13 protein-coding genes are annotated in these 14,411 nt (G+C 38.3%); 5 read left to right on the forward strand and 8 right to left on the reverse strand.

Annotated elements, in window-relative coordinates; all coding sequences use genetic code 11:
• Positions 1-14 precede the first annotated feature (14 nt).
• From DMB45_RS04045 to DMB45_RS04070, 6 genes are all read right to left on the reverse strand, one after another.
• On the reverse strand, positions 15-1,058 hold the full coding sequence (locus DMB45_RS04045) for an efflux RND transporter periplasmic adaptor subunit (RefSeq protein ID WP_041503280.1): 1,044 nt from the start codon (positions 1,056-1,058) through the stop codon (positions 15-17).
• A 28-nt stretch (positions 1,059-1,086) separates the two neighbouring features.
• Complete coding sequence (locus tag DMB45_RS04050; RefSeq protein ID WP_110688470.1) at positions 1,087-2,373, reverse strand: TolC family protein; 1,287 nt, start codon at positions 2,371-2,373, stop codon at positions 1,087-1,089.
• A 108-nt stretch (positions 2,374-2,481) separates the two neighbouring features.
• Entirely contained in the window at positions 2,482-3,102 is a 621-nt protein-coding gene (locus DMB45_RS04055) for a TetR/AcrR family transcriptional regulator (RefSeq protein WP_041503282.1), read from the reverse strand.
• A 210-nt stretch (positions 3,103-3,312) separates the two neighbouring features.
• On the reverse strand, positions 3,313-5,244 hold the full coding sequence (dnaG, locus tag DMB45_RS04060) for a DNA primase (protein ID WP_041503283.1): 1,932 nt from the start codon (positions 5,242-5,244) through the stop codon (positions 3,313-3,315).
• 192 nt (positions 5,245-5,436) lie between these two features.
• Complete coding sequence (locus DMB45_RS04065) at positions 5,437-6,126, reverse strand: response regulator transcription factor (protein WP_041505240.1); 690 nt, start codon at positions 6,124-6,126, stop codon at positions 5,437-5,439.
• Positions 6,116-7,495, reverse strand: coding sequence for a sensor histidine kinase (locus DMB45_RS04070; RefSeq protein WP_110688471.1), 1,380 nt, complete (start codon positions 7,493-7,495; stop codon positions 6,116-6,118). Before DMB45_RS04070 ends, DMB45_RS04065 begins: the two co-directional genes overlap by 11 nt.
• A 111-nt stretch (positions 7,496-7,606) precedes the next feature.
• Here DMB45_RS04070 and DMB45_RS04075 point away from each other — a divergent pair, with 111 nt between their 5' ends.
• From DMB45_RS04075 to DMB45_RS04095, 5 genes are all read left to right on the forward strand, one after another.
• A complete protein-coding gene (locus DMB45_RS04075) occupies positions 7,607-8,071 on the forward strand; it encodes a DUF1573 domain-containing protein (protein ID WP_052649401.1) in 465 nt (154 codons plus the stop codon).
• Between the two features lie 28 nt (positions 8,072-8,099).
• The gene (locus DMB45_RS04080; protein ID WP_110688472.1) at positions 8,100-8,807 is read left to right on the forward strand and encodes a bacteriocin fulvocin C-related protein; all 708 of its coding nucleotides are present in this window, start codon (positions 8,100-8,102) and stop codon (positions 8,805-8,807) included.
• A gap of 11 nt (positions 8,808-8,818) precedes the next feature.
• Complete coding sequence (locus tag DMB45_RS04085; protein WP_146216414.1) at positions 8,819-9,253, forward strand: hypothetical protein; 435 nt, start codon at positions 8,819-8,821, stop codon at positions 9,251-9,253.
• Between the two features lie 105 nt (positions 9,254-9,358).
• Positions 9,359-9,796 (forward strand): hypothetical protein, encoded by a 438-nt coding sequence (locus tag DMB45_RS04090; RefSeq protein WP_041505236.1) that lies wholly within the window; start codon positions 9,359-9,361, stop codon positions 9,794-9,796.
• 104 nt (positions 9,797-9,900) lie between these two features.
• Entirely contained in the window at positions 9,901-10,338 is a 438-nt protein-coding gene (locus tag DMB45_RS04095; RefSeq protein WP_041505235.1) for a hypothetical protein, read from the forward strand.
• A gap of 220 nt (positions 10,339-10,558) precedes the next feature.
• Here DMB45_RS04095 and DMB45_RS04100 read toward each other — a convergent pair whose 3' ends face one another.
• On the reverse strand, positions 10,559-12,298 hold the full coding sequence (locus DMB45_RS04100; protein WP_082027539.1) for an O-antigen ligase family protein: 1,740 nt from the start codon (positions 12,296-12,298) through the stop codon (positions 10,559-10,561).
• Between the two features lie 73 nt (positions 12,299-12,371).
• Positions 12,372-14,192: a hypothetical protein gene (locus tag DMB45_RS04105; protein ID WP_146216415.1), complete on the reverse strand. Its 1,821-nt coding sequence runs from the start codon at positions 14,190-14,192 to the stop codon at positions 12,372-12,374.
• Between the last annotated feature and the right edge of the window lie 219 nt (positions 14,193-14,411).

Below are 14,411 nucleotides of genomic sequence, written 5' to 3' on the forward strand. Positions count from 1 at the left end.
CCTGCATGTTACTATTATTTTGTGATTTGGATGGGAGCTCCGTCCACCAACCGGGCTTGACCTACGGTGATCAATTCGTCTCCTTCCTTGATCTCATCGGAAATCAATTCCACCTGATCGTCGAAACGTTTTCCTAAGATAACTTCAACCCGTTTAGCTTTGCCGTTATCGTTTAAGAACACGTACCGGTTATTGGCTCCTTGTAATTTCAAAACTGCCAAGGCGGGAACAACCATCGTTTCCGTTTCTCCGATAAAGAAGGTAATCGAACCGAACATACCCGGACGTAGCGTCAGGTCATTGTTCGGAATCTTTACCTCGACGGTGAAAGTACGGGAGTCCTTGTCTATCGTCGGATATACGATACTTACTTTTCCGGGGAATGTCCGGTCGGGATAGATGGCGCTCTTTAATTCAACGGGAGTCCCTTGTTTGATGAGCGGAAAATATTGTTCCGTCATGTTTACCTTAGCCTTTAGCGGATTGATCTGTTCGATGGAGATCACAGAGGCTTTGGCGGCACCTCCGGCAGGGGAACCGGAATACATTTCACCGTTCTCGTAGAACTTTCCGGTTACCACTCCATTGAACGGGGCTAAAAGTTTCGTGTTTTCCCGTAGAAATTCCACGTTGGATTTAGCTACCTCGTACTGGGTAACGGCTGCATCATAAGCTTGTTGTGAAATACTTTCCGTCTTTTTCAACATGACGGCCCGGTTGTATTCCGTTTCTAAGTTTTTCAATTGGACTTCGGCCTGATGTAATTGGGTCCGGTCCATTTCGACTAAGAGTTGTCCTTTTTTAATCGGATCGCCTACCTCCACGTGAATCTTTTCAATTCTTCCGGTGGAGGAAGGAGCGTAATAGACTTGCTCCTCGGCTTCCAAATTGGCCGTGTAATCTATCGTTTTAGCAATCTTTTTCTTTTCAAGTTTCATAACCTTCACGGGTACGGCTTGAACGGTTGCGTTCGATGTGTCTGCTGCCTTGTCTTTCTTGTTAGAGCAGCCGGTAAGTATAGCTAACGCTATAATCGATAAAATGAGATTCTTTACCATTGTATTTCTTTTTTTGTTATTCCAAGTATTAATGAGGAAGTTGATTATACAATCTTTCAATATTCAATTGAGCTTGCAATAAGGTCAAAACGGCATTCGTATAATTGTTTTCAGCTTGCAGGTAATTGTTATTGGCCTGAGTCAGATCCAAGCTGGAAACGGCTCCGAATTCATATTTCCGTTGATAATTGGCTAATACGCGTCCAGCTACGTCGATATTTTCCTTTTGGAGGTTGTAGTTTTCAATCGCGTTTCTCAATTCGAACTTCAATTGTTCATCCTGTAAGTTCAACTGATCTTCCAACAGGCTTTTGTTTATATTAGTTTGATCCAATTGAATTTTTGCCTGTGCAACCTTTGACTTCCTTTCGAATCCTGAGAAGATAGGAATGGTCATCGTCAAACTTGCCGAGTGTTTGGCACTCATGTCGAATTCCGGCTTTAACAGTTTGTGGTTAAAGGTATAGGAACCGGAAATTGTCGGAGCATAACTCCATTTCTCCAATCCCAGCATTTTTTTGTTTAGTTCCGTTTGGGTCTGCATAATCTGAAATTCGGGATTTTTCTGGATATCGAATGTCGTTTCCGACAATTGGCGGGCTTTGTTCTCGTCAAGAAAAACGGTTAAGTTGTCCGTCAGCTTGACGGCCGTACCGGCCACTAATCCCAATTGAAGGCGTAACAAATTGTAATTAACCTCCACGGTCCTTTCCATGGAAAGTAAACTGTTTTTCAGTTGACCGACGGTAATTCGGATTTGATCGACATCCGTAACCTCTACGGTTCCTGCTTTATACATATTATCGGTGTGTTGATAAATCTTATTCATGTTTTCGAGATTCTGGCGCAGAATGTCCAACATTCGTTCGCTTACCAAAATCGTGTAATAAGAATTACAGATGTTTTCGACGATATCCAGTTCGGTAATCTCCACCTGTTGCTCGGTCAAACGTTCGGCGATCTTGCTGGTTTGTATCCCTAAAATCCATTGTCCGCTAAAAATTAATTGTTGCAAACTTGCTTTTACATTGGATTGATCTTTCATCTTCATGGAATTACCTCCAAAATCCATTTTGTAACCGAAATTGGTATTATAATCCAAAGTACCGTTGATTTGCGGCAACCCCTGTGAAACAGATTCCCGTACTTTTTGTTTATACAGGTCTATTTCCAGTTGTGAAGATTGTAATTCTTTGTTGTGCTTGATAGCATACTCGATAGCCTGTCTTAAGGAGAGTGTTTGAGGAACTTCCTGTGAACGAAGTAGCCAAGGCACGAGTAGAAAAATAAGAAAGAATGGAACTCCTTTTTTCATGATTTATAGATTAAATTGTTATTATTCTTGGGGAATTTTAAATACAATACGCTTTACAAAAACAATACCGCTTATTTCATCGTGTTTATTTATTATAATTTATTTACTTTATTTTGCGTTGCTTTGTTTTTCAATCTCTTTGATACCTTTCTCCGTGCATATTGCCATTAAAAAATTATTGATGATGGTTTCTACTACGGTCTCTATCGGATAGGCGATTTGGCTGAATACCTCGGGTTCCCGTAAGAAACTCAATTGTTTCCCCAGCAGGTAGACTTGTAGTTCCGCATCGATTTCCGATCTGAAGTATTTTTGGTTGATGCCTGTTTTTATTAAATCGGTTAGGAAATTTTTTGTAAAATTTTCATCGTTTTTCATGATTTTTTGATATACCGCCGGATGGTATTTTTTAATATCGAAATAATTTGCCGGGACCCTTCGAGAGAGGTCATGAATCATGTATGTCTTAATTTTATTCATGATTTCAATCGGATTCATTTTCTGAACGCCTTCCATATCGGCTTGTTTGCTTCTGGCTAATCTTCGATGGACTAAAACTTGTTCAACGACATCGTCTTTGTTGTTAAACAATTGGTAAAGAGTCTTTTTCGAGATCTTCAGATGATTGGCTATATCATCCATGGAAGTACTCCGGAGACCGTATTTCAGAAATAATTCGGAAATATTCTCCAATAATTCCTCTTTTTGTTGCGGGTTGTTGTAATCCATCGTTTCTTGTATTAATGTTGTACGAGGAAACGAAAAACCTTTAAAACGTTTCCGTGGGCAAAGGTATATAATAATTGAAATTATACGAATGCTGTGTAGTTAATTTTCTGTTAATTTGCAAAGAGAGAAAAGCTTTTGGATTCTGTGATTAGGAGATTAAATTTGAATCACTAAATCACTGAATCGGCAATTACCTAATCTCAGAATTCTTTAATGTATTCCCGTACGTCCCAGCTTATCGTTTAGTTTACGACGAATGGTGTTGATTGCATTTTTGCGTTTAATCCATTCCAACACTTGCGACAAATCTCCGCTGTTTTGTAGTTCCAATATGCGATTGTCGGCTTCGCGGGCAAGCATTTCTATTCTTCGCATTTTGTAGTTATCCAGAATCTTAGGTAGTAACTCGATCAACTTCATTTGTTCGGTCTGAATAAAACTTTCCATTCTATTCCATATCTTGCTCAATTCGTAAGGTTCGCTTAAGATCGTTGCAACGATCGTACTTACTTTTAGATCGGGATGGGCAATGAAATGACGGGCTGGAATAAATGTTCCTGATTGGTATTCCCGTTTGTATTCATTTTGAATCGTGTTGAATACCGGATTTAGTAATTCCAAATCATCTTCGGCCAATTCCCGGATAATAAACTCTCCCACGGAAACCATACGTTCAATCCCATTCACCTTTTCTTCATACAAATCGTTTGTTCCGTACAAAATAAGATAGCGAATTAGTACGGTCTCTTCCAGATCACAAGGAGTGACACTCCTCATCATTTTCTCTCCCCCGTTCAAATCCGGTTCCTGTTGCACGCCTTTCTTACCTGCCTCTTCCTCACCTTTTTTCCGGATTTTGGCTATTTCCGTGTACAAGATGCGTTCTTCTACCTCCAACTGGTGTGCCGTCTCCCGAACGTATACGGAGCGGGTAATATTATCAGGAATTTTTGAAATACTACGTACAATGTCACTGATTAACCTCGCCTTTTCAACCGGGTCGTCTCCGGCACTTCCAAGCAACAATTTGGTTTTAAAACTTATAAAATCGGTTTCATTATGGGCGATATACTCTGTCAGCTCACGCGAAGAGTGACTTCTGGCAAACGAATCCGGGTCTTCTCCGTCCGGCAGCAAAAGTACCCGTACATTCAATCCCTCTTCCAAAACCAAATCTATTCCTCGTAAAGAGGCCTTAATTCCGGCAGCATCTCCGTCATATATAATCGTGACATTAGGTGTCAATCGACGGATCAAACGAATCTGCTCTATCGTCAATGATGTACCCGAAGAAGCCACGACGTTTTCGATCCCTTTCGCGTGAAAAGAGATAACATCCGTGTAACCTTCGACCAAAATGCAACGGTCTTGTTGTACGATGCTCTTTTTCGCAAAATAGATACCGTACAACGTTTTACTCTTGTGATAAATTTCGGATTCGGGGGAATTCAGGTATTTCGATACTTTTTTATCGGTCGACATGGTTCGCCCGCCAAAGGCAATCACTTTTCCGGCTAAATCCAATACCGGAAACATCACCCTTGCCCGAAAACGGTCGAATATACCCCGTTCATTTTCGATCGATAATCCTGTCTTTACCAGAAATTCTTTTTTGTATCCTTTGCCGATTGCCGTATTGGAAAAAGCACCCCAATCTTCAGGATTATAACCTAACCCGAATTTTTCGATCATCTCGTCACTGATCCCCCGCTGCTTCAAATAGCCGAGTCCGACAGAGCGGCCTTCATCCGTATGGTGTAACTGGTACTTAAAATATTCCTGAGCATAGGCCGTAACCACCAACATACTCTCCCTCTCCGTCTTCTCCTTCTTTTGCTCTTCGGTCAACTCCTTTTCCTCGATGGGAATATGGTATTTAGCGGCTAAATATTTCAATGCTTCCACGTAAGATAACTGCTCGTGTTCCATGATAAAATTCACCGCGTTGCCCCCTTTTCCACAACCAAAACATTTGTATATGCCTTTGGCCGGGGATACCGTGAACGAACCCGTCTTTTCGTTATGAAACGGACACAATCCAAGGTAGTTTACCCCCCGCTTTTTTAAACTTACAAAGTCGGAAACAACCTCCAATATGTCTGCAGCATCAAAAATCTTTTGTATGGTAGCCTGATCAATCATAAGGCAAAGATAATGCTTAATAAGCAGAATTGACTCCATTCCGGAGGACAAAAATACAATGACGAATCAATCGATTAAAAGATTGGCAATTGAACGATGGGGTGATTCAATGATTCCGTGATTAAATTTGAATCACTAAACCTCTAATCTCAGAATTCTCTTGGTTTGCAATTTACAATGAGCGAAGGGCATTCATAATTCCGTGATGAGAATATATCCGTTTTCCCGGTACTCGATTTTTAGGGAGGAGTCGACTTTTAATAGTTTACGGACCCGGCTGGCGTATTTTTTGAGCTCGGATGCTTTGCCGAGGTTAGCTTGGCCCCATACTCCCTCGATAAGGTATTCACGTGAGGCCACTTCCTGATTCTTTGCGCACAATAATTGCAGGAAACGGGCATCGATGGTTTTTAAGGATGTACTTTCGCCATCGATTGTAAGTGTTCGCGCGCTGCTATTGTAAGTTGTACGGGGTGAAAGTTGGTACAGATGAGGGGTATTCAGGTTTGTCATGATTTTTTGGCTGATACGTTTCAGGTAGGCCACGAGTATTTCCGGCGGACGCTCTTTACAGATGAATTCGTCTGCTCCGGCATCCAGGATCGCTATTTCTTTTTCTGCCTCTCCGTGCAAAGAGTAAACGATGATAAAAGTTTGGAGATCTTGCTTCCGGACGAGTTGAGTCAATTGAAGTCCGTTAATACCCGGCATATCGAGATCGAGCAAGAGAATATCCGGCTTTTTTCTTTTGTAAGCTTTCCAGGCTTCTTCGCCGTCAGGAGCGATCTCGACCCGAAAATTATGCTTTTCGAGAATTGCTCGAGTCAGTGTTGCTCCCAGTAGATCGTCTTCAGCGTAGAGTATATTGATCTTATTTTCCATTTTTAGCGATGTTATTTTTTTTCCGGCGATTTTTTCGGGGTAATGTAATGGTGATCGAGGTTCCTTCTCCTTCGGTACTCGTCAGATCGATTTTTCCCCCGTGAGCGGAAATTACCGTGCGAACGTAATGTAAACCTTGCCCATGTCCCTTTATTTCGTGATTGTTTTGGTGATCTCCGCGATTGTAGCGTTCGAATACTTGTTTTTGGTTTTTGGAAGAAATTCCGAAGCCGTTATCCTGAATCGTGATTCGGATAAATTGGACATCTATCTCTTCACACGTGATTTTTATGGCTACCCGGTCTCCGGAATACTTTAAAGCATTGTCCACGAGATTCTGGAAAACGGCACTTAAGAAATGATAGTCTCCCGAGATGATGTTATCGGTCGGTAAAAAATCGACCAGAATCGTAAATTCTTTTTCTTCTTTTACGTTCCATTGTTTTTTTTCTGTTAGGGCTTGCAACATTTCCGCCAGATCGAAATCCCGTAATTTTAGTCGCAACCCGTGTTCATCAGTGGATTGAAGTAACATCTGATGGATGGTGTGTAACATCTCGTTCAATTGTTTTTCGCTTTGTTTAAGAAAGGAATGTTGTTCCGGGGATATCGTGTCGTGCAATAGGTGGCAGATTTTGATTTGATTTACGACGGGACGTTTCAGGTCGTGTACTATATTGTTGATAAACAGTTCCCGGTGTTTACCGTTTATTTTTTCCTTTCGAACGGTTCGATTAAGGTTCACGATACACAGGATAAGTAAAGCGGTCATGAAAATAACAAGAATGACCTGTCCGGAGGTCGATTGCAGGAAAAGTGCGGTCGGGTAGTCATAAGCGACAAGCAAAATATCTTTGGAGATAAATCCGAGGGTATCCTTAAATTCATAAGATGCGGGAAGATCGACCTGTTTTTTCGGGTAAGTATCGATATTTTTTCCGGTCTTGTCTGAAACAAGGAAACGCATGGAAAGTTTTTTCAACATTACGGAATCCTGTTTTTCCTGTAAATAGCTGTAAAAATGCTCTAAGGTCCAAAGTTCCGGATCCCGAATATCGTAAGTACATTGTTCCATGACATGTTTAATGTCGTCTTGCGGGTATAGTTGGTGTTTAAATTTCTGATTATTAATGATGTATCTTAATTCGTTATTTCTCGCGTTGAAACTGATCGAGTAACCCGATTTTTTCAGATTGGTAGACTTCATGTTGAATTCGTGGATAGCTCCTTTGATCATTTCATTTTGTTGATATATGTGTGCATTTTTTCTCAGCCTGTATAAATTATTCACGTGAATCAATTGGTTGCACAAAAGAATAGATCCCGCAAAAATTGTAATATTCCAAACGAAACGCATTCTTTGATCCATTTTTCATTTATTTTGCTTCAAAGTTATAAAATTCGCAACCCTCTCGCAACCTTTTTTTAATTTTAGGTGATTCGTAGTGTGTATTTTTGTAAAAATAAAAAATATAAAACTATGAAAAGTGGAGCTATATTGATTCTTATATTTTGGATAGTAATTATAGGATGTAATGGATCTAAAACATCGGACACAAAAAGTAATTTTCCGAAAAAAGATCTTGTATTACCTGAGGCATATGATACATTAACAAAGAAACAAGGGAATAAAGCATATCTGAAATTTGTTAAGAAACAATATGATTTTGGAACCATTAAGAAAGAAAAGTTTCCTCAAATAGCTATTAATTATGAATTCACGAATACAGGAGAAGTCCCTCTTATTATATATAAAGCGGATATAACATGTAATTGTTTGTCTGCCGAGATTCCTAAGCGTCCGATTAATCCCAATGAAAGAGACACGATTAAAGTATTTGTCAATACGACCGGACAGCGGGGAGCTTTATACAAGACAATTTATATTAAATCGAATGCTCGCAATGATATCGAATCAATTCAAATCAAAGGTTTTGTAAAATAAATTTATGTCTAACAATAAAAACAGAATTATGAAAAGTCTATTATTATTAGGAATTGTTTTTGCCTCTTTCTTTCTATGTGCACGCCAGAAAGAGCTTCTTTGCAGTTGTGATCCTGAAATAGATAAAATAGTCAGGAATAATATTTCGGAGGTACAAGTTATGGATAGAACTCAATGGCTTAACATTGAAAAACAAGATTTACAACGGGGATATTATGTGGCTTTTAGTTCCGAGCAAAAGCATACTTTCTGGAAAGAAAAATTGGCGGAAGTATTGGAGTTAGACTGGAGCGAACAAGAAAGAGCGCATCTGCTTATTTTAGTTGACTTTTTGGAAAAGAATCCGCAGATGTTTTCTCCGGATAAAAATCAAAAAGCGGATGATACATTCGATCTGTTTATGTATCGTTGGCAAGATGATGCGAAAGAAAAGTTGGGTTGGAACAAAAAGATGCTATACGCAATAGCCGCAACAGGGAACAAAATGTTAAATAAAGCAGGTGATATTGCATCTGCTTCCGATTCGAATCACCCTTTAGTTAAATCCCGATCTGAATCCGGTTCCGGCTCCGGTTGGAAGAATTGTAGTTGCTCGACGAAACAGGATTTTTGTGATTTGACCGGAGAATTTCAACAAAGATGTAGAGAGGATTCGGGATGTAACTTAAATTATAGGAATTGTGGGTGGTTAATGCAACAAGCATGTGATGGTAATTGTCGCCATTTATGGGCTTAATTAACAAATTTATGAAGAAATATATATGGATTTTTACCAGTGCAATATTATTAGAGATTATAGTTTCTCCCTTAAGGATATTTGCATTTCCAAGTTGCCCTTATTTAGGACATCAGGTATGTATGTTCGTGGGCACTATTCTTTTTTTCCTGTTAACGATATACATGTTACGAAAGTACAAGGGGCAGACGAAACCTTTTTACACGGTTCTTTTTTTGCTAATTGGAAGTTGTATTCTGGAACTGCCTGATAGTATTTATTTATATAAACGTTATGGTGATATAACAGCCTCTCCACCTCAGCTTCTTCTTCGTTGGGTTGCCATAATTTGGGGATTAATCTATTGTCGGGTGGAAAAGAAACAACAGAAGATTTTCCTTTTGTCTTGCGGTATACTCGTAATTTTTTTGGCTTTATGGGGAAATGTTTATTGGTTTCAACTATAAAGGAAATTTGCGGTTGAAGGATAAAGTGATTTAGTCATTCGGAGATTATGTGATTTAGATGATAATTTTTGGATTAGAAAACAAAAGTGTTAATAGCTTAAGGTTATGAAGAAATATATATGGATTTTTATTAGTGCCGCCTTATTGGAGACTCTAATTTTCCCTTTAAGGGGGTTGTATTTACCGACTTATCCCTATTTAGGACATCAGGTCTGTCTGTTTATGGGAGCTATTCTATTTTTTCTATTAACAGTGTATATGTTACATAAGTATAAGAATAGGATAAAGCCTTCTTATGTAATTATTCTTTTGCTTATCGGAAGTTGTATTCTGGAGCTGCCTAACGATATTTATCTTTATATACGTTACGGTTATCTAACAGCTTCTCCTCCGCAACTTCTTCTTCGCTGGATCGGCATCATTGGGGGATTAATCTATTGCAGGATGGAAAAGAAACAGCGGAAAATACTTCTTTTGTCTTGCGGCATACTCGTAATTTTTTTGGCTTTATGGGGAAATCCTTATTGGTTAAAACTACTGTGAAAGATATTTTTATTAAAAAATAAAGTAATTCCGTGATTCGGAGATTATGTGATTTTGATGGTAATTTTTGGGTAAGAAAACAAAAGTGTTATTGGATTAAGGTTATGAAGAAATATATATGGATTTTTATTAGTGCCGCCTTATTGGAGACTCTAATTTTCCCTTTAAGGGGGTTGTATTTACCGACTTGTCCCTATTTAGGACATCAGGTCTGTCTGTTCGTGGGTGCTATTCTTTTTTTCCTGTTAACGATATACATGTTACGAAAGTATAAGGGGCAGACGAAACCTTTTTACACGGTTCTTTTTTTGCTAATTGGAAGTTGTATTCTGGAGCTGCCTGATGATATTTATCTTTATATACGTTACGGTTATCTAACAGCTTCTCCTCCGCAACTTCTTCTTCGCTGGATCGGCATCATTGGGGGATTAATCTATTGCAGGATGGAAAAGAAACAGCAGAAGATTTTCCTTTTGTCTTGCGGTATACTCGTAATTTTTTTGGCTTTATGGGGAAATCCTTATTGGTTAAAACTACTGTGAAAGATATTTTATTAAAAAATAAAGTGATTCCGTGATTCGGAGACTAAAGTGGTAATAGTTGGATTTATGGAAAAACTGTTATTGGTTTCCAATATATAAATGGAATAAAATGATATCGAGTAGAAAAAATTATCATTTCTTTCTACTCGGTTTTATCTATCTGGAGAATATTTTAATTAAACATTAAATGAAAGGTAGCAGCAGATCTTTATCAGCAGGTCTAAAAATCATCCTTTTCCAATAACAATTCGTTATATTTTTGTTTCATTTTATCTTTTATATCGTCAATAATAATCGACGGTACTTTTACTTTTTTATTTTTTATATCTAAAACCGTTTTTTCAACCATTTTTCTATCTCCTTTCAATTCGTATAAGTTGACTAAATGGTATAAAGGTAAAAATCGGTTTGGGCACATCCTTGCTGCTGTCAGATAACAACATTCTGCCGCATATAAGTTTCCCAAATGATAGTAATTGTCGGCTAACAGGAGTTGAACATCAAAATCATTAAAATAGCGTGTACATAAAGTAAGTACGATAAGACTCTCCTTATATTGCTTATCTCGATGCAATGCTGCTGCATGATTATAGAGGAACATACCGTCTTTTCCCAACCATTCGTGTAAATCATGGTATTTTTTCCATCTATCGGAAGATCGGGAATACGTTATCACAAACCATTTTCTTTCTGCATGTATCCAATTGAATGTCCAAGTGAGAAATAGAATACAAATACTATAACCGATAAAACGAAATACATTTAATTTCCATCCTGTTATTGATTGAAAAATACACTTGTCTTTCGTGGATAAAATGGCTAAATTCAACATTAGAATCAGGCAGATGAGTGGATATTTCAGAGGATATGAAAAACAACTTGCTATGGCAATGGCAAGTAAACTTGTACCTACGGGATGTAAAATTGCTTTTTGGTTGCATTGACCGTAGACCTGTATAATTCTGGCGATAAATAATCCGAAGAAACAGAGTCCCACTGTACCGTATTGCACGGCAAAGGCTAAGAATTCATTAAAAGGAGCTTGCACGTTATCTGCTAATATGCTGAAAATGCTATCTGGATTTTGTCGGAAGTATTCGGCTTGATAACTCATGTAGTTTGCCGTAAAACCTCCTTCTCCGGTTCCAATAATCCAATGATCCAGGAACATATTCCATGAACAGGTCCAAATTAAAATTCGTCCGTTTGCAGAATCTATTTTCCAGAAATATAAACCAATGAACAAAAAGATACAGGCTACGAGAAGAAGCCACCAAAATCTGCGTATAAATTTTTGAAATCGTAGCCTATTTTTGTTTTGACAGAATGCGAGCAAATACGCGGGTAGAATAATTAATACTCCTGTTCTTGAACCTGACAGTAGAATAGTACCTGTCAGTATACAGGAAGAAAAAATACCCCATAATTTAATACGTTTTTCATTGCTGGATATAAAAAACATAGAAAAAGGCAATATCGCTCCTAAAAATATGGCAATGCCTGCCGGATTGTCAAAATTACCTGTAACTGGGTATTTTAAATGATAAATCTCTACCAAATTCAAATATTGTAATATTCCCCAACATGACATACAAACTCCGGAAAAGGAAACAATACTGTATAATTGATATAAATCTTTCCGATAGAATGAATGTTGTGAATAGGCAATATATAACAACAATAGAGACAAAAACATAATTCGTTCAGAAGGTGATGATCCTTCTGAACAAAATTGCCAAATGGTCCAATAGAAAACAAAACTTCCTGCAGTTAAAACACTTTTTGATATTATTATTCTTCCTCTATCGGAAAATTTCCAACAAGCTAATAAAATTGCTATAATATTTATCCCCCATATCCCAAAGGTTATATGCCTATTGATAAATAAATCTGGGATTAAAAAAGCAATAAAAAGTAGGAGTAACAAACAAATGACAGGAAATGAATAATGTTGAGTCATAGGATGTCCGTGTTTATTTCTTTATTACTTCTCGATTGTTTGAACGTTCTGTAAATGCCTTGATATAATTGTATTACCAAAACTTAATTTTCTGGTCTTGGTAGGTAAAGATTCGTTCTTCGATGCCGGTCGTACGGTTACGGAGCCAGAGAAGTGCGTCTTTGGGAATGTTGTCGTACTCGAGATAATAATCCGTGGCTGTTTTCCGACCTAAGGATTGCCAGCCGTTCAGATCGTGGTAGAAAAGTTCGTATTCGTTTTCAGGGTAGATTCCGTTCCCGTCGCTTCGGGGGAGGCATATTATTTTAGCTATTTCGACGGGAGAATCAAAACGGATGTTAACTGCTTCGTCTTTTTTTACTCGTGTATTTGTCAGAGGATTGTGATCGAAACCTTTATTAAAAATTGAATCTGTGGTTCCTTTTAATCGTTCTCCGCTGGAACTGATCAATATGATCTCACCGATATTTGTCGAAATGGGTGATGTGATTCGGTAGTGCCGGTATAATTTGCGGGTTTTAATTTCTCCGAACAAATAAGTGATCTCGGATGTTTCTAAATTTGTCAGGAGTGTATCTGATTCTTGGAGTTCAGGGTCATTGCTTCCTTCAAAAGTGATACGTTCGAGTTCTCGGGCATAGGAGAGTAAATTTTCGTTGAGAGGATATTTTCGTTTTATACGAATGACTTGACGTGTAGATGTATCTGGGATAAGGTATTCTACTTCTCCTTTCAGATTTAGTATAAACGGATAATTGATGATTGTCCTATTTTGCTTGTCGAAACAGACCGGAAGGTAGGCAATATCTTTGCCGATGTCTTTAAATTCAGCTTTTTTTCGTTTTACTTTGCCTATTGCTGTCGGTTGCCATTCCAAATTATTAAACACGCATAAGAAGGCGTAGTGAGGCATTGTATGTGACGAATTATTTACATGTACACGAATATTCTCCGTGTGTAAGTATTGACTGCTGATATCTTTGAGAAAAGGATCCCGGAACATTTCTGGTAGGTATTCGCCTTCGTGAGGAATAAGGGTTTTATTACGAGAATAGGTTTTCTGATAGACTTTTGCCGTTTTTTTTCCCGAAATACCAATGTCTTCGTATTCTTTGTATTCGGCAGAGATTGGCTTACACCAGTTGTGATAACCGTTACGATTTGCGAAATGAACAATATACTCGATTGTGGATGGGAATCCTAATGCCCTGAGTTTAAAATTATATTTTATGGACGCATGTGAACAATCTACATATATCTGTCTACCGAATAATTGTCGTATAAAAGAAAGATCGAAAGTTTTTTCAGACTCCGCAAACTCTTTTATGTATTGATAACCGTTTCTTAGGGAATGGATTTCAATGGTTTTCCGGGAAACATGTAGAGAGTCAATCCATAAATCCAATCGTTCGTTTTCAAAGCGGTAGGGCAGAAGGTATTCCAAAAATAGGTCGAAGGGATAATCTTCGAGCCAAGGGTATTGATTCAGCCGTTCGAACGAAAGATCGATGTGCCGAATCAGAAAATCTGCTTTAATGTGTTCGATGTCTTCCTCTTTTCGGGATGCATCTCGTAGCCAGTCGATTTTGCTTAAAGAGATATCCAAGGCTTTTTTGGCAAAATAGGAGGCTGTTGTGTCCGCGTAAATCTTTTCCCGGTACTCGTTGATTAACGTTCCTTGTATGGTGTAATGGCCCGGCATATTTTCGATTAGAAATTCGGCGGCTTTCAGCTTGAGGGCGTCTGCCGGATGTTGGGCATAGTGTGCAAGCACTTTTTCCAGCTCCTTCTGGTTTTCCTTAGCCAGTTTTAAAGCGTTTTCCAATTTTTCGTTCTTTTGTCCGCAGGAAGAAAAAAATATACACAACATCACACAAAAGTACATCGTTCTCATGGTTCTAAAATTAACATGTAAACATACAAAATATAAAGAGTGATCGATGCTGGAATGGTTGCGAATGGGTTGCGAATAGCGGGATAATGCAGGGTGTTTAATTGTAGGTTGTAGATTTTAAATTGTAAATTACAAAATGCAGCGTCCAATTTACAATTAGGAGATGGCCGTAGATTAAAAAAACAGGAGTTCGAGATTACATCGAACTCCTGTTTTTGA

This window comes from Sanguibacteroides justesenii, assembly GCF_003204205.1.
Taxonomy (GTDB): domain Bacteria; phylum Bacteroidota; class Bacteroidia; order Bacteroidales; family Marinifilaceae; genus Gabonibacter; species Gabonibacter massiliensis.